At 49.8% G+C, this 20,736-nt stretch carries 21 protein-coding genes; 10 read left to right on the forward strand and 11 right to left on the reverse strand.

The features are described 5' to 3' along the window. The first annotated feature begins 141 nt into the window (after positions 1–141). From EKK48_30055 to EKK48_30065, 3 genes are all read left to right on the forward strand, one after another. On the forward strand, positions 142–585 hold the full coding sequence (locus EKK48_30055; GenBank protein RTL35136.1) for an STAS/SEC14 domain-containing protein: 444 nt from the start codon (positions 142–144) through the stop codon (positions 583–585). Between the two features lie 214 nt (positions 586–799). Next, positions 800–1,204 carry a hypothetical protein gene (locus tag EKK48_30060; GenBank protein ID RTL35137.1) on the forward strand — a complete coding sequence of 135 codons (405 nt, stop codon included), beginning with the start codon at positions 800–802 and terminating at the stop codon, positions 1,202–1,204. Positions 1,205–1,291: 87 nt separating this feature from the next. Next, positions 1,292–1,564 (forward strand): hypothetical protein, encoded by a 273-nt coding sequence (locus tag EKK48_30065; protein RTL35138.1) that lies wholly within the window; start codon positions 1,292–1,294, stop codon positions 1,562–1,564. 26 nt (positions 1,565–1,590) lie between these two features. Here the strand turns inward: EKK48_30065 and EKK48_30070 are convergent, their stop codons facing one another. After that, positions 1,591–2,238: a GntR family transcriptional regulator gene (locus EKK48_30070; GenBank protein ID RTL35139.1), complete on the reverse strand. Its 648-nt coding sequence runs from the start codon at positions 2,236–2,238 to the stop codon at positions 1,591–1,593. 149 nt (positions 2,239–2,387) lie between these two features. On the opposite strand from EKK48_30070, the gene EKK48_30075 reads away from it, so the two are divergent. The 3 genes from EKK48_30075 to EKK48_30085 all read left to right on the forward strand — a co-directional run bounded on the left by EKK48_30075 (position 2,388) and on the right by EKK48_30085 (position 5,825). Beyond that, positions 2,388–3,008, forward strand: coding sequence for a hypothetical protein (locus EKK48_30075; protein ID RTL35140.1), 621 nt, complete (start codon positions 2,388–2,390; stop codon positions 3,006–3,008). A gap of 209 nt (positions 3,009–3,217) precedes the next feature. Then, entirely contained in the window at positions 3,218–4,402 is a 1,185-nt protein-coding gene (locus EKK48_30080; GenBank protein ID RTL35141.1) for an FAD-binding oxidoreductase, read from the forward strand. A 52-nt stretch (positions 4,403–4,454) separates the two neighbouring features. Beyond that, a complete protein-coding gene (locus EKK48_30085) occupies positions 4,455–5,825 on the forward strand; it encodes a putrescine aminotransferase (protein RTL35142.1) in 1,371 nt (456 codons plus the stop codon). A 49-nt stretch (positions 5,826–5,874) separates the two neighbouring features. Here the strand turns inward: EKK48_30085 and EKK48_30090 are convergent, their stop codons facing one another. Both EKK48_30090 and EKK48_30095 read right to left on the reverse strand, forming a co-directional pair. Continuing rightward, positions 5,875–7,494 carry a trehalose-6-phosphate synthase gene (locus tag EKK48_30090; protein RTL35143.1) on the reverse strand — a complete coding sequence of 540 codons (1,620 nt, stop codon included), beginning with the start codon at positions 7,492–7,494 and terminating at the stop codon, positions 5,875–5,877. Positions 7,495–7,716: 222 nt separating this feature from the next. After that, positions 7,717–8,877, reverse strand: coding sequence for a hypothetical protein (locus EKK48_30095; protein RTL35144.1), 1,161 nt, complete (start codon positions 8,875–8,877; stop codon positions 7,717–7,719). 258 nt (positions 8,878–9,135) lie between these two features. Between EKK48_30095 and EKK48_30100 the strand changes: the two genes are divergently transcribed. Continuing rightward, on the forward strand, positions 9,136–9,336 hold the full coding sequence (locus EKK48_30100; GenBank protein ID RTL35145.1) for a hypothetical protein: 201 nt from the start codon (positions 9,136–9,138) through the stop codon (positions 9,334–9,336). Positions 9,337–9,447: 111 nt separating this feature from the next. Here the strand turns inward: EKK48_30100 and EKK48_30105 are convergent, their stop codons facing one another. The 7 genes from EKK48_30105 to EKK48_30135 form a co-directional block, all read right to left on the reverse strand. Further along, positions 9,448–10,077, reverse strand: coding sequence for a hypothetical protein (locus tag EKK48_30105; protein RTL35146.1), 630 nt, complete (start codon positions 10,075–10,077; stop codon positions 9,448–9,450). A gap of 223 nt (positions 10,078–10,300) precedes the next feature. Then, on the reverse strand, positions 10,301–10,927 hold the full coding sequence (locus EKK48_30110) for a hypothetical protein (protein ID RTL35147.1): 627 nt from the start codon (positions 10,925–10,927) through the stop codon (positions 10,301–10,303). Positions 10,928–11,135: 208 nt separating this feature from the next. Next, positions 11,136–11,762 (reverse strand): hypothetical protein, encoded by a 627-nt coding sequence (locus EKK48_30115; protein RTL35148.1) that lies wholly within the window; start codon positions 11,760–11,762, stop codon positions 11,136–11,138. Between the two features lie 295 nt (positions 11,763–12,057). Continuing rightward, positions 12,058–12,684: a hypothetical protein gene (locus EKK48_30120; GenBank protein RTL35149.1), complete on the reverse strand. Its 627-nt coding sequence runs from the start codon at positions 12,682–12,684 to the stop codon at positions 12,058–12,060. A 216-nt stretch (positions 12,685–12,900) separates the two neighbouring features. After that, on the reverse strand, positions 12,901–13,347 hold the full coding sequence (locus tag EKK48_30125) for a hypothetical protein (GenBank protein RTL35150.1): 447 nt from the start codon (positions 13,345–13,347) through the stop codon (positions 12,901–12,903). Positions 13,348–13,360: 13 nt separating this feature from the next. Then, a complete protein-coding gene (locus EKK48_30130) occupies positions 13,361–13,684 on the reverse strand; it encodes a hypothetical protein (protein RTL35151.1) in 324 nt (107 codons plus the stop codon). 186 nt (positions 13,685–13,870) lie between these two features. Then, on the reverse strand, positions 13,871–14,956 hold the full coding sequence (locus tag EKK48_30135) for a glycosyltransferase family 4 protein (protein ID RTL35152.1): 1,086 nt from the start codon (positions 14,954–14,956) through the stop codon (positions 13,871–13,873). 289 nt (positions 14,957–15,245) lie between these two features. On the opposite strand from EKK48_30135, the gene EKK48_30140 reads away from it, so the two are divergent. Both EKK48_30140 and EKK48_30145 read left to right on the forward strand, forming a co-directional pair. Beyond that, positions 15,246–15,716 (forward strand): hypothetical protein, encoded by a 471-nt coding sequence (locus EKK48_30140; protein RTL35153.1) that lies wholly within the window; start codon positions 15,246–15,248, stop codon positions 15,714–15,716. 259 nt (positions 15,717–15,975) lie between these two features. Further along, positions 15,976–17,322: an MFS transporter gene (locus EKK48_30145; protein ID RTL35154.1), complete on the forward strand. Its 1,347-nt coding sequence runs from the start codon at positions 15,976–15,978 to the stop codon at positions 17,320–17,322. Positions 17,323–17,403: 81 nt separating this feature from the next. On the opposite strand, the gene EKK48_30150 is transcribed toward EKK48_30145, so the two are convergent. Further along, on the reverse strand, positions 17,404–19,524 hold the full coding sequence (locus EKK48_30150) for a serine/threonine protein kinase (GenBank protein RTL35155.1): 2,121 nt from the start codon (positions 19,522–19,524) through the stop codon (positions 17,404–17,406). Positions 19,525–19,641: 117 nt separating this feature from the next. On the opposite strand from EKK48_30150, the gene EKK48_30155 reads away from it, so the two are divergent. Continuing rightward, entirely contained in the window at positions 19,642–20,508 is an 867-nt protein-coding gene (locus tag EKK48_30155; GenBank protein RTL35156.1) for a hypothetical protein, read from the forward strand. The last annotated feature ends 228 nt before the right edge of the window (positions 20,509–20,736 follow it).

Genomic DNA, 20,736 nt, shown 5'->3' on the forward strand with positions numbered 1-20,736 from the left:
TAACCAGGAATTGACGACGATTAGCCCGCAATTGCAGGCTGTGAACCGAACCTTATTCCGGCACAGCATGTGATTAATCTTCGAGTAAAACAATACACAACAAACGCAAGGATTAATCCTCAATACGCTAAATAAGTGGGCATGATAAAAGTATCGGCACCATCAAGGATTCAACATCAAATGCAAACTGCAGGGCTAACAATTATTCCAACTAACAAACCAGATGTGATGGCATTCGAAATCAACGGCGTCATCACAGAAAAGGAATTACCGGCAGAATTGGAAAAATTCGAGGCGTTTTTGAATGAGCGGGACACGGTGCGAATGCTCGCCCGCTTCAAGCACTTCGGCGGATTCGAACCGGCCGTCTTCACGCACAGCATGGAACTTATTTCGGTGAAGTTGGCGGCGGTGAAAAAACTTGAACGTTACGCGGCCGTAGGTGCGCCTGAATGGATGAATAAATTAATCGGTCTGGTTGGCGGACTATTTCCGACAATGGAAATACGGATGTATCCGCTTGAAGATGAAGCACAAGCTTGGGAATGGCTTGAAGCCAGAGAAGCCAAGACTGCCGCAAGGTAATCACTGATTGTAGTTATGCATTTTGTCAAGCGAAGTTGTGAGATCGACTCGTGCAATTTGGCTTGGCGATTCTCTGTGATGCTGATAATTTTTGACCGCCTTGTCAAGTTGATTGACGCATGTAAACCCTGTCTGTGACAGCGTCGGACTACTTATATGCGAAGTGATTTGTTGGGCTATACTTTGTTGAGCGCAGTCCCGTGGGAGGTACGTTGTGAAGAGTTCGAAAATAGCATTGGCTCTATCCGCCTTGTTGGCGATGGGCTCCTTGGCACCAGCATTTGCCGGTGATGATTCCGGCGTAGACAAAGCTGCAAACGCTTCGTTGATCGTTACTAGAATTGGTGGTTTGGGCGCTGGCATGGTTATCGGCGCACCAATTGCGGTTACTCGTGAAACAATCCGCAGCTACCGCGGTTTGACCGAAAGCGCCGCTGACAAAATTGGCGGAAAAGACTTTGGACCGTCTTGCCTGTTGGTGAGCCTTGTCACTTTGCCTGCCAGCCTTGTTGTGGGCGGAGCTAAGGGCACTTACATCGGCAGCCGTAACGCCTTCAAACATGGATTCAACGACCCGTTCAACTCTGAGTCATTCAGTGTTGGCAAATTGGAAGAGTAAATCCAAATAATCTACTTCGATAGCGCGGCTTCCTCAGGGGAGCCGCGTTATCATTTATGCGAGTGCGTTGAGTCTAAGTAGAAAAACATGTCATCTGCAGCAGCATCTTCATCAATCGACTTAAGTTCCTGGATCGAGAAACTGAAATCATCGCGTAATCGTTCTGAGCTCTTCGCAACGCTGGATAAATTCCGCGTCCTCGAATGGACAGACGAACAGCGTTCGACCGTCGCGAAACTCTATATGCGCTTGTTGGATGTTCTCCCTCATGAAGAGGGCAATTCGGACGACGATTCCGCGAAATCGAGCGGACCCGCTAAGCCAGCTGAACAAGAAGAAGTCTGGTACGAAAAGATGTAGGACGCGCACCAAATATAGTGCACGCCCTATTCACTTTGTAAGAAATGAAATTTATGGATCAAATCCCGAAGTAACTTGCCAGCTGTTGGTCCATCGCCCTGGCGAAGCGCCTCAATAACAGGCAGATGGGCATTTCCAAAGTCGCAAAGCTGGTCCTCGCCAACTCGTTTAACAGTTAGACGAAAGCGACTTTCCAATACCACCGACTCCCAAATTGACAGCAGAAGTGAGTTCCTGGAACCGGTCATTATGATGCGGTGAAATTCGATATCGTGCAGCGCGTAATTTTTAGCATCTTTCTCTTCAGCAGCTTTCATGAACCGAGCCGCCTCGGCCTCCAGATCCGCAACGTTGTCCTTGAAGTGTGGCGCGGCCAACTGCGCACCCAGTTCTTCCAGCGCAACTCGAACCTGGGATGATTCTTCGAGTTCTCGCGGCGAAATGCTTCGCACGCGTGTTCCTTTATAAGTCTCGGTCTCGACGACGCGTAGCGCCTCAAGATAGCGCAGCGCTTCCCTGACTGGCGATTGACTGGTATTCAGCTCATGAGCAATCTGTAGCTCTATTAGTCGATCGCCCGGCTTGTAAGTGCCGTCCAGGATGCGGTCGAGCAGAATTTGAACGATATGTTCGCGAGCCGATGAACGTTTGAGGATAGGGTTTGCTTCTGACACGGTTTCATTTTACGACCTCAGCAGCTTTGTTAAGTTTGGTTTGTTCGCATTTACAGATTATCGATAATCGATTATATTTACTATCACAAGCTTTCAGCAGACGCAGACGTTGTAGCCTGCGCCACTACGGCAAACGAGGTAAACCGCATATGTCTGACCAAACAAAACCTTATACGTCTGACCAGGATTACATTTACGGCGTTTTTCGCGACGTCGAAAACGTACCAAACGTTGTTTCACAGTTGCATAAGGCCGGTCTACAGACGTCCGAAATCTGCGTGCTGGGCAACAAGAGTGAACAGTTCGCAACTATGGCAGGAAAAATCGAAGATCCGACCTCCAGGCACTTTATCCAGTTTGGAATCGCCGGTGCGATCGGAGGTTTGATCGCCGGAATATTTGCTTCCTTACATATACCGGGCGTAAACGGATTTCAGTTGATTGTTCCGCTTATGGGCACTGTTGCAGGGGGCGCCTGTTTTCCATACTTCGTCTGCCAACTTGCTTGCTTCTTGACATCAAATAAGCCGCAGCACTGGGCGAATGTTTTTGAAGGTTCTGTGCAGGCTGGAGAGGTGATTGTGATGGCTGAGCCACAATCGCCGGAAGAGCGTAACGCGGCAATGAATATTTTTCTTGCCAGCAACCCTATCGAAATGATCTTTCGTCGGTCGCCCTGGGGTCTTGCAGGAATGGACGGAACCGACGATACGGCGCTGGTTTCGGACGTTGAAGCCGAACGCGAACGTCGCCTGATTGCGGTCGCTTAAGCCGACACAATTCACTCTGATTGCGCTCTCGTCCGTCGACCTGAAGTGGTCTGATTGCGTTGGATTACGCACTTTGTGGAAACCGCCTTTGCCCTCATGCAATCGGCTTGTTCGCAGTTTAAAACCAACAAGTCGTCCCTTATTCCGGGATGACTTGTTGTGCATCTACTTTCTTTTGTTCGAAGAACACGCGATAATTATCGCTCATCATGACTATGAAAGTGCCAATGAACGCGGCTCCGTGGCGTGACACATGCCCGGAAGTTGTTCTCAGCCATCTTCAATTACCGGCGATTGATAAAATGCCGGATCAATTATCTTATGACGTTGTCATCATTGGTGGTGGCTTCGCCGGTCTGAGCACAGCTGGTGCGGTAGCCCGAGCAGGCGCATCAGTAGTCGTTCTTGAAGCTGCGCCGGAGCTTGCATGCGGCGCGTCCGGGCGGAACGCTGGAATCCTTTGCGCGGGCATAAACATGCCGATTACCTACACACCAAAGGGTAGCCCGGCTGCGGCATTATGGTCTGCGACTCAAGAAATGCTCTATTCAGTGCTGGCGGAAGCGAAGGAAAGCGGCACTTTCTTAAACGTAATGCGTATTGGCGCAATGGCTCTTGCAACAAGTAAAACTGCGGCGAAGCGGCTTGAACGCGAAACAAAGGCGCGTATTGCTGCAGGAATGAGCGCCGAACTGATTTCGAAGCAAGATGTAGATAAGCTCGCGGCTGGATATCTTGATGTTACTCGCGTGCATCAAGCGATGTTGCTGCCTGATGAAGGCGCAATTCATCCCTGGACTTTGCTCGCAACTCTGGCTAACAAAGCAAGGAAAGCGGGGGCACAAATTTACGGAAACGCGCGTGTCGTATCGAAAGAAAAGTCGGCTGCAGGCTGGACTATCACAACGGAGAACGGCAAGCGCATTCAGTGTCGAGGCGTAATTTCTGCGGTTGGACCAACCGTCGATACAACAGGTAGAATTTTTGCACTCGCATTTAAAACTGAAGTGCCTGATACCTGCCCGGTCTGGTGGGATGCCAACCCATACATCTATTACGACTATCGACCCGGCAATGGCTGCTTAACAGTAAGTGGCGGACGCTACGGTGCGCCCGATACAGATAAGTTGGACAAGTCTTATCACGAGAAAATGGCGGCTGCGACCAGGCAGTGGGTACCTTCACTGGCGCATGTCGAGCCGGATTACTGTTGGGCGGTAGATCTGCACGTAGCTGCTGATCTGTTGCCGGAAATTGCGGAACGCGATGAAAACTCGCTATCTATTCAAGGTTTAGGGGCTCTGGGCGTGCTACCTGGCATCGTCCTCGGCCAGCAAGCTGGTGATCGAATAACCAGAGCCATATTGGCCAAAAGTTCGATGGTAAGTACATAACGCGACACCAAACCTGGTAGTCGCAACAACAACAAATTGGTGTAACAAAAAAATGCCTCAAGATTTCAAAGCTGCACAAGCTAAGTCCGATGCCGTTTTAGACCTGATCTCAAAGAAAAAATTGGATGGGTCGGAAATCAAAACGCTCATCGATGAGTCAGTCAAGTACTGGGCTGAGCATGTGAATGCAGGATTTTTGCAGTATCGTAAGTCAGTCAGCACTGACTATACAGCCGTAGAGTGGGATGACGAAGGTTCAGTTTTCCGCGATGTGAACGGAAAAGAATTTATCGATATGCTCGGTGGATTCGGCATCTACAATGTCGGCCACAGACATCCTAAGGTGCTGAAAGCAGTTCGAAATCAGTTGGAAAAACAGGCGATTCACTCCCAGGAATTGATCGATCCATTGCGTACCCAGCTCGCTTACCTGGTTTCGCTGATAACGCCAGGCGATTTGCAGTATTCGTTCTTCACGAATTCAGGCACTGAATCTGTCGAAGCTTGCTTGAAAATGGCAATGCTTGCGACTGGTCGCCGCCACTTTATCGGTGCAATCGGCGCGTTTCACGGAAAGACTCTCGGTTCGTTGGGTGGTACATCCAAGGCTGTTTTCCGCGAACCATTCTTGCCGTTGCTGCACTGGACACACGTTCCTTTCGGCGACATTGATGCGCTGAAAACAATGATGGCTGCGTTTGATTTTTCCGGAGACAAAGTCGGTGCCGTCGTTCTCGAACCTATCCAGGGCGAAGGCGGTATCAACGTTGCGCCACCAGGATATCTGGGTGCCGTGCGTGAATTGTGCGATAAGTATGGTTCCGTGCTCATTCTCGATGAAATTCAGAGTGGCATGGGTCGCAGTGGCGATATGTGGGCTTGCGACCATGAGGGCGTTGTGCCCGACTTGATGGCGCTCGGAAAAGGATTCGGTGGCGGTGTCATGCCGATTGGTGCGTGCGTCGGAACACCGAAAACCTGGGAGAAATACATCGAAAATCCATTCCTTCATACAACCACTTTTGGTGGCAACCCGCTCGCTTGCGCAGCGGCAATTGCAACGATTAATGTGTTGCTGGAAGAAGGATTGCCCCAGCAAGCCAAAGAGAAAGGCGAGTATTTGCTGCCTAAATTCGAAGAACTTGCTCGCAAGTATCCGAAAGTGCTTAAGGGTGGTCGCGGACGTGGGCTCATGCTCGGCATGGAATTCACATCCAACGAACTCGGCTACGAAATCGCCAAGAATCTGTTCGCAAGACAGATTCTCATCAGTGGCACCTACATCAACTCTCGAGTACTTAGAGTCGAGCCACCGCTGGTAATTTCATACGAGCAACTGGATAAGTTCCTGGAAGCGCTAGAAGACTCGCTTAAGGAAGTCTATAAAACGCACTCGTTGAATGAGGTAGCCGCGGTTAAGTAATCAAGGAAGTAGCAGCAGTGAACTGATAAGGCCGAGCAACTACGGATAGTTACGCTGTCTTCGCCTTCTTCTGTGCATCTGCTGCTGCTCCAACGGTTGTCTGCGCGACCTTACCGGTTGCGACTTTACCGGATGTTTGAGCGACTTTACCGGTTGGCTGCACCGACGTCTCAGTCGCCTGTGCGAGCCTGTTGTGATGCTGTGACGCATGAACGAATTGTTTCCACCACATGCTGACTGGATTACGTTCGATCTTATGCCTCATCATTGTCGTGCGCTCGAACTTTTCCGCCTGGGGCATGTTGAGCGCTCGAACGATGGCGTCGGCAGTTTCCTGATGCTTGTTTGGATCTGCAGCCAGAGCATGTTGTCCAATTTCGTACCACGCACCTGCACCTGGCGACAGGAGTAGCACGCCAGGGTGATGAACTCTGCATGCTATGAATTCTTTTGCTGTCAGGTTCAGTCCGTCACGTACGGGATTGACGAGCATTGCGTCTGCAATTGCATAAAGTGGCGCCAATTCGGCTGCGCTCAGTCCCTGGTCTACCCAACGGATAGGCGTCCAGCCGTTCTGTTCCCATCTGGCGTTTATAGCGTCAGCGAGCGCTCGGCATTCGTTCCAGTAGGAGTCGAACACTTCGACGCCTGCACGACTGCGTCCGCAGATTTGCACGAATGCCACTGTTCCGCGTAGGGTCTCATTTTGCTCCATCAATAGATCGATAATTCTCAGTCGATCGAGAACGGCTTTTGTGTAGTCGGCTCGGTCTATGGACAACACGAATCGTTCGCCTGGAATAACGCCGACTTTGTCTAGTGGCGCCTTGCCCTCGCGTGCTAGCTTTTTCCAACGCTCATTGTCAATTCCCAGCGGCTGTACCACGAGCTTGGTCGAAGGCGAGGCTGATGAGACGGAATGCATTAGTGGTCGCATCACATATGGTGTCAGTTCACTTCCTGCCGCCAGGTCAAGTTCACGAGGTGCGAGTCTGGCCTGTGCTCTGTAAACTGTTTGGTCCTTAGAATTGATGCGGAACTCGTTTAAATGACGGCGAACAAATGTCATAAAGTTTTGCGCGTACTCGACAGTATGAAAGCCGATGCTCTCGGCCGATAGCATTCCGCGTGCTATCTCTGCAATTGCTTCAACGTATTCTTCTTTGACATTCTTGGGCCACGGAATATGCCAGAAGATGTTGCTGCGACCTCCTTGGGCTCCAAGTAAACGAGGCAGTAGAGCCAATTGGTAGTCTTGAATGAAGTAGCGTTTTTTGCTGGTGCGTTCGAAACTTATATGTTCTGCGAAAGTGGTATTGAACCGCCTGTAGTGGGCTCGGTTCTCCGCGTTGTAGCTGGCGAACTGTGGAAGATCATGCATGAGAGGCCAGATCAGTTCGTTGCAATAGGCATAGTGTCCCGTTACTACCGTGTCAGTCAGCTGAGTTACAAACTCAGCTATTTCTTTTGCTGGCGTCAAAAATTTGAGCGCATTTTCTCCGAGAAACCACCATGACACATCAGCTGCTTGCTGATTTCGCCATGCTGTTTCAAGTCCGGACGACACTCCACCAGCCGCGCCTGGTCCACGATACGACACTACGTCCATGCGAGTCACCTGCATTTGGGATTCCAACCAATCTGGTAATCCAGATTTATCTGCAGTCATGACGTGAAGGAATGCAAAGTTGTTGCGCAAATTAACGTGTTTTCAGTTGTCTTCTAAAGAATGCAAATGTAGAGCTTTTGCTCTGCTTCCACGGCACACTTAGAACGGCACTAAGCACGGACTGAGCACGGCACTGCAGCCCGCACTGTAGCGCCGCGCGGTAGCCCGCACTGTAGCGCTGCGCGGTAGCACGCACTGTAGCAACGCTATAGTCGAGCTTTGCTAGCCCGTTTTGCGGTTGCGGGAGCCGTCACCAGTACCGAATTCGCGATCCACGACCTTTCCAGCTGAGTTTTGGAGTCGCATCAGAGTCCTTTTGGCTCTATGTGCGACATAAGGGTTCTCGTCCTCAGACAGAGCTTTCAAAATGTTCTGGTCGATATTGTAATTTTCTGCCAGGCAGAAGCGCACATCAGGATTCTCGTCTTCCACAAGCAACCACAGAATGTCGTCTGATGCTGATGCATCTTCAGCTACGCTGAGCAGCCATCGATTGTATGAGTCGCGATTTTCGTTTTCCGCATCTCTTTTGTTATGCTCGAAGATTTCTTCGAAATGTTCCAACAGTTGGTCGACATCGGCGGTTGTCATAACGCCTTCTGCCTCCCAGGCACTGAACATGTCTCGCAATGTGCGTTGGTGCATGTCTCGCTCTAGCGCACCGTTGGTGGTGTCGTTGAACCACTCGGGTGAAACGCCTGATTCTTCTTGTTGTCGAATTAACTTCAAGCTTCGCAAGACGAATTCGCTGACCATTTTTCCCTTCATCGACTCATGAACGAATTTGTTCAAGTTCAGCTGTTCAATGGGCATGCCCGGGTGATGTAATTCCACCTGCCGCAACATAGGCTCATCCCGGAGGACATCGAAGTAGTTGATTGATTCTCCCGTTGTGCCGTTCGCCTTGCGTTGATTCCTACGGACACGGTATTTCTGGAGTCCTTTCGACCAATATTGAAGTGCCGCTTTTCTAGTTTGATTCGCTCGCTGCTTGCGGGCACTTGCGAGGTCTCCCAGCAGATAATTGTCCGCGTCGATCTCACTGATTGTTTCTGCATTTGATGTCGAATCGGTGCTTGAAGAGTTTGAGATTGTATTTTGCGTAGGCTCATCAAGTTCGTACGTTGGGAGATCTAGTTGCGCTGTCGGCAATTCGCGCTCGCTAGGCAGTGTTAAATCTGCAGCCGGTAAATTGAGTTCCGCCGGCGGCATCTCTTGTTCTGCTACCAGCTGCTCGATCGCGGCTGCCTGGGCTCCTTCGTTATAGTCTGATGTTTTTAGAACCTCTATATAGTTCTCCGTGATTGAATTCGGTTTTGCTTCTTTTCGCTCTCGATTCTGACTCCTGGTGCCCGAAAACATCGCTTTTATAAAATCGAACATAATTCTTCTCTCTCTCTAACGTAGTGGAGTTAGACGTGCTCTTCCGAGTAGCGACGCGCTTGATTTCTCTTTGTTCCGGAAATTAAGCTGATTCGACGGATGCGAAGTCGCTCCCCATGCAGCTATAACAGCTCTATGAACAGTGGGTCGCGTTGATGTTACTAGCGGAGAGCTTCAGACCTGATCCGGAACAATTTCGCGGACCAATTCGCCTATTGCCTGGTTGGTGCATTGGAAGCGTAAATGAGGAGTCTCGTCGTGTCTGCACAGAGCGCAATTCAGCAGGTGCTTGCTTATCCTGCCTATTCAAATGGTATGGAGGACGCAGTTGTTGACCTGGTTGTGATCCAGTGGATTATGCAAAAGCTGCGTGTTGATCGGATACGTAGTCTGTCAGAGCACAGCATAAATCCCACTCGCAACTGTCGAGCCGAGCAAGATTCAGGTACTGACCACTGAGGCGTTGATCTTGCTTCGTTTCGGATTTCGAGGATTTTGGCTATACGAAAGAAAAGCATGGGAACTAATCCCATGCTTTCTTCAATTGGTTAACGCTAACTCTAGAATCTTCTACTGATTGTTGAAACGTGGGTCAGGAAGAGTTTTGTAGTTAAAGCTTGCATAGTTTAGGTCGCTGTTCTGCCCATAAATTACTGGATAGAGCAGGTAAATGGGTCCGATTCCACCGTTGTAGCGTATCGAGACAGTTCTGAGAACGGTTTGATTCGGGCTGAAAGAAGGAGAGAAGCTACTTGGAAAGAGATAAGTACCCCAGCCATTGTATCCATTCCCTGTTGAATTAAGGAAAGACGAGATTCCCGCGATTCGGCTAAAGCCATCAGATGTCTGTATAACAACTGCTATATTGCCATCTGCATTTGGACCGAAGTTGGGGACATCGTAATAGAAGTCCATTCCGTAGAAATTGCCAATGTTCGGCAAGATGTTGTCGCCGTTGTCTATTGCGGGAAGATTCCAGCCTGAGCCAAGTCTGCCAGGCTTAAGTGTATTGACCAGGTACGATGGATATCCCTGGTACAAAGGATCGCTTGACACGTACACGCTGGTGCCTTTGTAGCTTCCGCCAAGTGCAACACCACTCAGCAGATTGGAAGCTTGCGCACCACTGGCAGTGCTGATCATGCAGCCGACTGCTGTCGCTGCACTAAGCATTAGAGAGACGAACTTTTTGAGCTGCATTGCGTACTCCTTATGTTGACCGCTTGACAAGTGGTTGTCTATTTACATAGATCTCGTGGGGCTAACTATAACACGCATGAGCTATGTGGCGAATAGGCACATGTGACCACCCTTGCCATCCCAAGTCGAACCATGGTTTGAACAAGTAGAGATGTACCAGAGGCACATCTCCAGTGCTTTGACATCCTGCCGACTGAGACCTTTTAGTTGTTGTTGAAACAGGCTATTTGCTGCCAGCTGTTTTCGACTCAGCAATCGCCTTATCGTAGCTTTTCTTGGCGATGTCGAATCGCTCGTATGACTTCTGGCACAACAAAGTGTCCTTAGGAACAAGTCGACGATTGACCTGGGCCATTTTCTCAAGAACCGATACTTGTTCTTCTCGACGTTTCGCGATGTCTTCTGCTGGTGCGGTTTCTTTGCTCCAGTCTGACGGATACGAATATGTGAGGGCTTGCTCAAGGGCGGACAATTTAACGCTCATGAGGTCATCTTCTGGATTCGGTTTTACTTTCTCCAATTCGTTCAGGCTGGCTATCCAGTATTTGTGAGCGAGCGCTTTGTTTCCGCTGAAAGAAGCCGATTCGCCTGCTTTGTAATAGCGAAACCATAAAGAGTTGTCGGGGACTGGCAGTACCAGTTCACCAACTCGATGTTTAGGTCCTACATGAGTGTTCATGGGCCGCGGTACGGGCAAAATTTTGCCCGGTACGTACATCATGCCTGGTGGAAGTTTCCTGGTCGGCGTTGGCTGTGATGGTTGCGATGAAGTCGCATTCTGCGCTGAGACTGAAGAAACATTCAAAGCTGCTGTCAGACCAATCAAGAAAAAAACGTGCGCCGTTTTCATAGCTTCCTCCGACTAAACATGAAAAATCCCAGAGCAAGCAATATACCATGCATGACTGCGCCCGTGCGTTGCTATTGCATCGCACTGCGTTGCAATAGCAACGGGCTCTACGCCTACAGACCGTCAAAGCAGCAGAATACTTCCCTATAAAACAAAAGCACACGATATCTCTATCGTATGCCTTTGCTCACAGGCTATTTGTATTGAATTATTGATTGTTGAAACGTGGGTCCGGCAGCGCTTTTGAAGTGAAATCGCTCCAGAAGAGGTCGGAATTTTGTCCCACAATGCCGGGAGCAAGTAAGTAGATTGGTCCGACTGCGCCGTTATAGCGGACCGACGCGGTTCGAACAATCCTTTCATCAGTGTTGAAGGCCGGCACGAAGTTTTGAGGAGTCAGATCGACGGCGTATGAGGTGTAACCATTTTGTGAGATGGCTTTAGTCGAAGTGACATTAGCTGCGCGGCTAAAGCCGTCATCTGTTTGAATAACAACAACTAAACCTGAATCTGCGTTGGGCCTAAAATTTGGCACTTCGTAAAAGAATTCGAATTTCTCGAGACCGCCAATATCTTTCAAAACGCTGTTGCCGTTACCGATTTCTGGAAGGTTCCAACCGCAATCGAATCTTCTCTTGAAAGTGTTCACAAGATATGCTGGGTAGTACGCATAGAGGGGATCAGGCGTTATCAGTGTGCTGGTTGCTCTGGAACTCCCGCCGAAGGCAACGCCACTCAAGACTTTGGAGGTTGATTGCGCATTGCCGGCGGTGGCAGTCATGCAAACTACCGTTGTTGCGCTTAGCAAAATGGATGCGAGTTTTTTGAGAGACATTGTGTGTATTCCTTGTTGTGACAGCTTCAAAGCGTTCCCACCGGGGGATATTCCGTGAAAATATACCACGGATGAGCTGTGTGTCTAACAGGCACATAGCGGATTTCATGTGCCAACAAGCTGCGCGCAAAGTCGCCCCCCTGAGGGATTTCAGGTGTGAATAAACTGCCTGCCTGGAAGGCACATGGCAGGTTCCAGGTGTGACCTTCTTTTGCAAAGCAGCAATAATCCAAATAAACAAAAGCAAACGATATCGCTTATCGTTTGCTTTGTTGCCAGCTAGTGTTTGTTCGAGCTATCGATTAACGAAAGTTGGGTCCGGCAGCGCTTTTGCGCTGAAATCGGTCCAGCTGAGAACCGAATTCTGTCCCCAAATAAGCGGATAAGTCAAATAGATTGGACCGATTGCGCCGTTGTAGCGGACCGTTGCAGTTCGAACAACTTTTTCATCAGGGTTGAAAGCAGGTGTGAAGTTCTGAGGAGTCAGAGTTACATGGTAGGCGTTGTAACCATTTTGGGCGAAGGGTGTAGTGGCAGTGATGCCAGCCACGCGGCTGAAGCCCTCTGCTGTTTGAATTACAACAACTATGCCCCGCTCAGCGCTTGGACCAAGATTTGGCACTTCGTAATAGAACTCGAAATACTCCAGACCGCCAACATCTGGCAGTGCATTGTTGCCTTTACCGATTTCTGGAAGGTTCCAACCGCAATCGAATCTTAACTTGTAAGTGTTCACAAGAAATGACTGGTAGAGACGATAGACAGGATCCGGGGTTATCAGAGTACTGGTTGCTTTTGAGCTCCCGCCGAAGGCAACGCCACTCATGGTTGTTGAGGCTGATTGCGCATTGCTGGCGGTGGCAGTCATGCAAACTGCAGATGCTGCGCTAAGCAAAAGTGATGCGAGTTTTTTGAATGACATTGTGTGTTCCTTGTTGTGACTGCTTGAAAGCGACTTCCGCAGTGGGACATTCCGTCAAAATATACCACGGATGAGCTGAGTGCCTACCAGACACATGGCAGATTTATGTTTGAAGAAGGTAAGTGCCCAAGAACCACATTCTAATTGTCAGGTGTGACTGCTAGTAAGAGAGGATGGACCTCCACCCTCTCGGTCATTTTTGTTTGCTGTGCTGTATTACTGTGCTGCTTCTGTTCTTGTTTCGGTGGTCGACGTCGAGGATGACTCAGTCGTCGAAGATGCAGGCGTCTGAGGTGTTGACGATCTCGAAGACGCTGACGGAGCCGTAGAAGCACCTTGTGAAGCAGACGGCGCAGCCGGGCTTGGCACTGGCATCGGTACCATTACCTGAGTCGGAGGTGTCGATGGTGCCGGTTGCGGGGCCATCGGTACTTCTGGCACCGAAGCAGGCGCTGCTGGAGGCGCTTGATTGATGATCGTCGTAGATGTCGGTGTGGCTTGTGGTTGATACGTCGTCGTTGTAACACTGCTGCTCGAACTGAAGTACCAAATAGCGAAACCAACTATCGACAGAAGTACGACAGCGAGAACTACATATGCCGCGGTGGAATCTGTCTGCGGTGAGGTCACGACAACATCCGGATCTCTTTCTCTAATGATCATTGTTCTGCCCCCGTTAGTGTGACAATTTTTCTGCGGCCCGCTCTGATCCCAATCGCAGCTCTTCCATAGCCGCTTTCAGTTCATCGAACGCTTTGTCCATGCCTCCGCGAAATTCTGTCCAGGCTTCTCCGCTTGCGTCTTTCATCTCGTTGAATTTCTTGCCGGCGGCTTCGCGCTTTTCATTCAATTCTTTCAACTTGCATGCAGCTTGCTCTTTAGCTTCGCCAGCCTTTGCGCTCAGCTCGCCCGCTTTAGAAGTCATCTCGTCGATCTTGGCGCCAAGTTCTCTGAGCTTGCATTCCATATTGCCTTCGTAATCGCTCTTACTGCATTCCATGGGAATTCTCCTTTGTACTTCTTGTGCTGGTTGCTCGCCTTATGACTGGGCGTGCCTGAGTAAAGTTCCGCCGCTCGCAACGTGCCGGACACCGCAGTTTCAGATCGCGATGTCGCTATGAGGCGGTCGCACTCACTTGCAGTTGTCGTTATGACGCGGCGCGCTCAGTTGCAGAGCATGATGGCGTTATGACGCGGTCGCGCTCAGTTCGCAATTCCGCTTATTGAGAAGCTGTTCATATATTGCTTCATAGGCATCAACCATTTTTTCGACACTGAAAAGTTTTTGCACGCGTTCGACGCAGTCGTTCCTATTTATATTCTTCAACTCAGGAAACCTGCGCACCAGTTGTTCCACCGAAGAGCCGATGATGGCTGTTTTCGGATCGTCCAGGATCTCCCTGACAGAGCCGCGGTCGAAAGCCATTACAGGAGTGCCGGCGGCTAACGCTTCCGCCATTACCAGACCAAAAGGCTCATTGAAATTGATTGGATAAACGACAGCCATGGCTTTGCCATAAAGCTCGACTTTTTGCTCGTGATTCACTTCACCAATAAAGTTTGCGTCACCGTTCGCCAAACGCGGTTTTACTTCCTGTTCGAAGTAAGACTCGTCATTTTTGTCGACTTTTCCCGCGACCGTGATTGGCAAGTTGAGCTGCTTCGCTATGTCTAGCGCCTCTGCTGTGCCTTTGTCTTTGCAGAGTCGTCCTATGAAGAGCAAGCTATCGCGCTGGTCGTTTTTATATTTGCTGTGAAAGTCTTCTACTTTGATGCCATTATATACGGTGCCAACATAATTAAGCTGATCCGGTTTGTTTAGCGACCGGAACGAGTCACTAATCGCCACATAAGGAAGATGTTTGTAGCGAAGATAAATATCTTCGCAGTAGCCTTTTACCTGATTGTGCATCGTCGTAAGCCTCGCACATTTCAGTCTGTCGAGAAAAGGAAGCGCTGTCCAGCTCATATGTGAGTGAACGATATCAAACTGATCTTGCCTGTTTTCGAGTTCGATCAGAGTCTGCATGTCGAACGCCGGCCACTGCAACATGTTGTATCTATCGCCCGCCCGCAACGGCTGGTCGACGACGGTCACCAATTTCGCTTTCGTGATGGAAGTTCCTGCCGCGAATAGCGTTACCTCATGCCCACGCTTTACCAATTCTTCAGTTAAAAGGCTGACGACCAATTCAGTACCGCCGTAGCCTTGTGGCGGTACCGGTTCCGTATTAGCTGCGACTTGAGCAATTCTCAATGTGTGCTTCCTCACTACGAGTTTCGTATTTGCAAATTTGTTTTTGACAAGTGTGGCAGATTTTCAGGCTTTGAGGGGTATTTGATGCAGACTCTTGTATACAATTCCCCTAATTTTTTCCAGATACTGGTAGGTCATCTATCGAAAGAAGGCGATCGGTCCTCAGGCGGATAAATTCTCTTTGTAAGAAGCTTGTAAAAGCCTGTAAAAACCTGATTGACGTTGAAATTTCGAGGTTCCGAAGTGGAACAATCCACTAGTGAATCTGGTCTTGATTTCCCCGAGAGAGAATGAGGTGGTTCCCGTGTTGAGGAACGAAAGTGTTAATTCATCAGCTTTGAAAACACTTAACGAGCACGAAGTTTCGGCAGCCGTTGAAGCTCTGCTCCATGTAGATTCACTCCTGGCGCCACTCCATCGCAAAGTGGTTGATTATATTGCTCGTTGCGAGGATAGCGCTCTGTTGGCGAAGCTCGCTGCTCATGCGAATCATGAAGTTCGGAGCGCAGTGGCTATGAATCATCAACTGCCTGAAGAATTGGTCTGGAAGTTGGCTGAGGACCCAGTTTTGAGCGTTAGAGCAAGTTTGGCGGATAATCGCCATTTGCCGTCGTTTCTTTTGGAAACTCTGGCTGAAGATGAAGACGAGCGTATCGCGCAGCGTGCCAATCGCACTTTAGATAAGTTGAGCGCCGCAGCCGCCGAAGCCGGCACTTTTTCACGGAAAGTCTTTCATTGGATGCATTTGGCGCTGCCGGTTGCCAAACACGGTTAAAACGGTCTGCTGGCGAACAAGCTGCAGGGCGAAAAGCTACTTGGCGAAGCTGCGGGTAAGCAAGCTGCGGCGAAAAGCTATGCGGCCAACAAGGTGCGGGGCGAAAAGCTACGGGACGACTCCCCTGTGAACACTGTGCCTTGTAACGCAGCAGTTCGTTAAGTGATGCTGTGTTGAATGTATCGCTTAAACATGGGCGATGATTAGCGCATTCCAACCCCCAGATAAACTAAAATTCGAGTGGCACATGCGGAGTCTTATGGAACACCAAACACTTAGCAGCCTCGAACCCGAGAAGGCGGCTAAAAACGCTCCTCGCAAAGAAATTTTGGCGTGGGCATCCTATGACATTGCCAATGCCACATATGCGACCGTCGTTGCCACAGCTGTTTACAACGCCTATTTCGCCAATGTCATAGCGGGTCCTGCATCGCACCTGGAGAAGGGTGTCGGCACGCTACTGCTGACTTTAGTCATTTGCATCGCCAGTCTGTTAATCGTCGTAACCGCTCCCATTCTTGGCACCATATCTGATGCAACTGCTTCGAAGAAATTGATTCTGTTCGTTTCCACGTTCATTTGCATTATTGCCACTGCTCTTCTATCTCTTTGCGGTGCTGGTGCTGTGCTGCCCGCGATGTTATTGCTCATCGTTGCAAACACATCGTTTGGAACGGGGGAGGATCTTATCGCCGCGTTCCTTCCGGAACTCGCGACCAGAGATGACATGGGCAGAATTTCTTCACTTGGCTGGGCTGCCGGTTATGTGGGTGGATTGCTTTCGCTGGGACTGTGCCTGGCTTACGTTTCCTGGGCAATGCATCAAAACATGGCGTCAACAGAATATGTGCCTATCGTTATGTTGTTCTGTGCGATCTTCTTCGGCGTCGCTTCATTGCCAACATTCATTTATCTAAAGGAGCGGGCTGTTCCAGACCCTGATGCAATGGGTAAGAATCCTGTCACAACCGGATTTCAGCGGTTGAAAGTGACTATTACTCATGCGCGTCACTACAGAGATCTTTTCCGGTTTTTGATAACTCTATTCCTTTATAGCTGCGGCACCACGACAATTGTTCATCTGGCTTCTGTCTATGCTCAAGAGGTCGTAAAATTCACGACCCAGGACTCCATCATCATGATTTTGGTCGTGAATTTGACGGCGGCTATAGGCGCTACAATTTTTGGTTACGTGCAGGATCGCATTGGATCAGTTAAAACACTGATGATTACGCTGTCTATCTGGATGGTTGCGATCACTGTTGCGGCAGCGGCCAGAGATAAGCCGCAACTGTGGATCGCAGCCAATCTCGTCGGAATTGCTATGGGTTCGACTGGTTCGGTCGGACGCGCACTGGTGGGGCAGTTTGCGCCGAGGGGACGATCGGGCGAGTTCCTCGGATTGTGGGGCGTTGCTGTAAAGTTGGCCACCGCAGTTGGTGCACTTAGTTTTGGCGCAATGCTCTGGTTGACTCACAATAATTATCGAGTGGCAATTCTGTTTACGCTTTTGTTTTTTATCGGCGGAATGCTCATGCTATCCAGAGTTAACGAAGAACGTGGAATATTGGCTGCCTCCACAGATATTCAGGATCCGTTGGATTAGTTGGCTGCATCCTGCGATGGCTGCATGCACACTGCGTTGGCTACATGCACCTTTCGTTGGCTACAATTTGATCGTGGTATTTCAAGATTGGCATTCGATAGAGCGCTGATGCATTTGAATCGCTTTGAGAACATCGTTGTGCTGCCATAAGTAGTGCGCGTAAGCTTGATAAGCATCCGAGAAGAATTGATTGCGAAGCAGCTTAGGGTCTTCTTTTCGGATTTTTTCTGCCAGCGCTTCGAAGTCTAGAAAGCGCGTATCGTGCTCGGTGTTATTTTGAATCGCGTCGATTTCAGCTATCCGTGCCATTACTTTGGCTTGCTCCTCAATGCAGTTGGAGCCATCTTTTTGCCATTCGTCGAGGGCAGTCTTGTAGGATTCTCGTGCGTCGTTTAGTTTTTTAAGCCTGAATTCTTCTTCTGCAATCTTGCTCTGCGTCAGTGCTACATAGGTGCCATCCTTCAATTCTCTCTCCTCTGAGCGCAGAAGCTTCGGAATTATCAATCTCACCGATGCCGCTTCCTGGTAACGTCCCAGCATGCCCAGAGCATCAGCATACCGCAGCAGAAGGTAGAGCTGAGCACTGCCTTGCAGCTGTGTCCAGGCGAAATTGTTTTTGGTTTGACGTAGTGTTTGTACGGCGTTAGCATATGAATGTGCAGCTGCAGAGAGATTTGCGGGCGATTGGAAGTATTCACAATCACCTTTTCCCATATAAGCAACGGTTAGCTTATCCAGCGCATTTGCGCGCTCCAGGTCTGTGCTGTCAATATATTTTTTCACGTCGCTGATGGCATCTGCGTAACTGCTCGCCGCTAACTCATACTCATGGTGACGGCGTTCAGAATGTGCTTTGGTTATTTTGGAGGATGCTAGGTCACTGTACCTTTTGACGACTTCTTTGCGGTTGCCATCACTTTTACCTTTAGTATGCTTGTCAATTGCTTGGTTGACGCCTAGTTCTGCGCCTTCAAGGAACAGTCCTTGTCCATCGCTCAGCAGTGCGTGTTTCTCTTCGTCAGCTTCGGTGATCGCTGGTTTGTCTTTGTATGGCTGCCAGATTGCGCCTTCGCTCCACAGATCGGGCTGCACCGAGAGCGCTTGCATCGAGTTCAGCGCATAGGTTGCCGCAAATAAAATTGCTCCACCAATCAAAACTGAAATTGTCACTAGAAAATTGATGGACTTAGTTGTTTGCCGCAGTCCAGTCAATTCGAATTTTTGTTTGATCCTCTCCGCAAAACCCTTTTGTTCATTGAGGCTGTTCAGGTCTGCTAAAAGGTCGTCCATTTTTTGATAGCGCTTCGCTGGATCTTTTGTGAAAGCTTTGAAGACAATTCGCTCCATATCGCCGCAGTCACTTAAATCAGGTCGTGCTTCTTTGAATGATGGTGGCACATCGTGAATGTGTTTCATCATTATTTTGAAGACGCTATCCGCATCTAGCGGCGGAACACCGGTTATCGCTTCGTACATTACGCAGCCAAATGAATAAATATCCGATCGGATATCCAGAGGCTGACCCTGGCACTGTTCCGGACTCATATATAGCGGGCTACCGAGCGCTTCTCCCGTTTGCGTTAGCTTCGCATTGTCTTCGTCTTCGACGAACTTTGCCACTCCGAAATCTACGATTTTGACGCATAGCGCATTATCGTCGTCGTAATTAAGCATGATATTGCTGGGTTTGAGATCTCTGTGAACGATTCCACGATGGTGCGCGTGAGCAATCGCCGCAGCCGTCTGTTTGAAAATATCGAGGGCGAGCTCCCGGTCGAGCGATTTTGTTTTGTTCAGCAGGTCTGCCAGCGATTCGCCCGGCACATAATCCATAACGAGATAGGGGATGCCGTTTTCGGTCACTCCATAGTCGTGCATAGCAACAATGCCGGGATGCTGCAGCCGGCTGGCCGCTTGCGCCTCTTGTTTGAATCGAAGCAGACTCGTTGCCTTTGCCGTCAGATGGGTGTGGAGCGTTTTGATGGCAAACTTTTTGTTTAGAGCCTCGTGGCGGGCTAGATAGACGACGCTCATCCCGCCCGCGCCCAGTCGCTGTTCGATCACATATTTTTCTGCAAAAAGTTTGTTGAGGAGCGGATCGCCTTTGCCAGCTGCGCCCTGCTCGATCGCTTCGGGGTTGGCAGTGACGTTTTCCGCATTCTGATTGAAACCACCAGAATCTCGTTCTTTCGATTCGATCATAAATGGAGCCTCTGTGGATTTCTTTCCCGCGCTCTTGGTTTAATAATCGGTATGCGCCGGGGCTCCGTGTCGTTTAATGAAGCGATGTCTGTGGCAAGATGCGCATGGGGGCAGCCGATGTCATCGAAATACTTGTTGAAGTTCGCCTTGATGGCTGTTTGTGGCGCCTTTGTTGCGTCTTTTGTCGCAATTTTTTCCGCTTCTTCGGCAGGGGCTAAAGATATCCCAGCCTGGCACATCAAGCAGGTTTCCTACAACCTTGGAAACGTGGAAATCATCATCGCCAAGGATTCGATGCGCTGGCACAACGAAAAGGTCGGGCTTACCTTTCTCGTCAAAGGTCCGGATTGGAAGTTGTACGCGCTAAATGAAACAAACAAGAAGTATCTGGCCATGGACAAGAGTGAGGCGCTTGAGGTGTTCCAGCATCAACGGCGTCGAGACAATTCGGGAATCGATGCGCCTGTCAGGATTGACAAAAGCATGGTTATTGCCGGGATGCCAACCGTTTGTTACTTGTACGCTCATAGCACGGAAGGTGTGACCACAAAGTTTGCTGCTAAAGTGACCCATGACCTGGAGCACGGGGTCAAGCTCAATGCTGCTCAAAAGAAGTATGTGGACAATGTGCTCAAGCATGAGCGGCGAGAGTACTGGTTGAGTCGCGATATAGCGGTCTCTCCGCAGATCAGTGGAATTTTCCTGGAGAACATCGTGGCAACCAATTATGGTGACAGTCTGCCGTTGCGTTTGGTACAGATTGGACGAGATGGTGCCCGAACGACTATGCTTGACACTAGAGAGGTGAAGAAGGTTTCCGTCAATCCTGATATTTTCAGATTGCCCAGGGGTTACACAAAGGCGGAAAACAAGATCGCACTGCTCGTCAACGACAGTGAATTCGATGGACTGGACGGTGAGCCCTCGCCAGGTTCTGCTACATCGAAACTTAAATCAGGGAAGCATGACGAAGTACACCGGTAAATTTGTAAAATTGGTAACTGTCACCGGATGTAGTGTCATACTCTTGTCTTCGTCGAACCTGAGCGTAGCTTTCGCGGAGGAGCTGGAGAACCCATCACCGCCAGCAGATGCGGCTCAAGCGGCTCCAGCGGCGACCGCGAAGCCCCCGACCAATGACCCAGCGACTGCTCCGACGACCTCAGAGCCCCCGACGACCGCCCCCGCGACCGTTCCGACGACTGCCCCCGC

The sequence above is a fragment of the Candidatus Melainabacteria bacterium genome (genome assembly GCA_003963305.1).
Taxonomy (GTDB): Bacteria; Cyanobacteriota; Vampirovibrionia; order Obscuribacterales; family Obscuribacteraceae; genus PALSA-1081.

Coding starts and splice junctions, on each gene's coding strand:
- EKK48_30055 (RTL35136.1), top strand. CDS start 142: ATGATAAAAGTATCGGCACCATCAAGGATTCAACATCAAATGCAAACT.
- EKK48_30065 (RTL35138.1), top strand. CDS start 1,292: ATGTCATCTGCAGCAGCATCTTCATCAATCGACTTAAGTTCCTGGATC.
- EKK48_30075 (RTL35140.1), top strand. CDS start 2,388: ATGTCTGACCAAACAAAACCTTATACGTCTGACCAGGATTACATTTAC.
- EKK48_30080 (RTL35141.1), top strand. CDS start 3,218: ATGACTATGAAAGTGCCAATGAACGCGGCTCCGTGGCGTGACACATGC.
- EKK48_30085 (RTL35142.1), top strand. CDS start 4,455: ATGCCTCAAGATTTCAAAGCTGCACAAGCTAAGTCCGATGCCGTTTTA.
- EKK48_30090 (RTL35143.1), bottom strand. CDS start 7,494: ATGACTGCAGATAAATCTGGATTACCAGATTGGTTGGAATCCCAAATG.
- EKK48_30095 (RTL35144.1), bottom strand. CDS start 8,877: ATGTTCGATTTTATAAAAGCGATGTTTTCGGGCACCAGGAGTCAGAAT.
- EKK48_30105 (RTL35146.1), bottom strand. CDS start 10,077: ATGCAGCTCAAAAAGTTCGTCTCTCTAATGCTTAGTGCAGCGACAGCA.
- EKK48_30110 (RTL35147.1), bottom strand. CDS start 10,927: ATGAAAACGGCGCACGTTTTTTTCTTGATTGGTCTGACAGCAGCTTTG.
- EKK48_30115 (RTL35148.1), bottom strand. CDS start 11,762: ATGTCTCTCAAAAAACTCGCATCCATTTTGCTAAGCGCAACAACGGTA.
- EKK48_30120 (RTL35149.1), bottom strand. CDS start 12,684: ATGTCATTCAAAAAACTCGCATCACTTTTGCTTAGCGCAGCATCTGCA.
- EKK48_30125 (RTL35150.1), bottom strand. CDS start 13,347: ATGATCATTAGAGAAAGAGATCCGGATGTTGTCGTGACCTCACCGCAG.
- EKK48_30130 (RTL35151.1), bottom strand. CDS start 13,684: ATGGAATGCAGTAAGAGCGATTACGAAGGCAATATGGAATGCAAGCTC.
- EKK48_30145 (RTL35154.1), top strand. CDS start 15,976: ATGGAACACCAAACACTTAGCAGCCTCGAACCCGAGAAGGCGGCTAAA.
- EKK48_30150 (RTL35155.1), bottom strand. CDS start 19,524: ATGATCGAATCGAAAGAACGAGATTCTGGTGGTTTCAATCAGAATGCG.
- EKK48_30155 (RTL35156.1), top strand. CDS start 19,642: ATGTCATCGAAATACTTGTTGAAGTTCGCCTTGATGGCTGTTTGTGGC.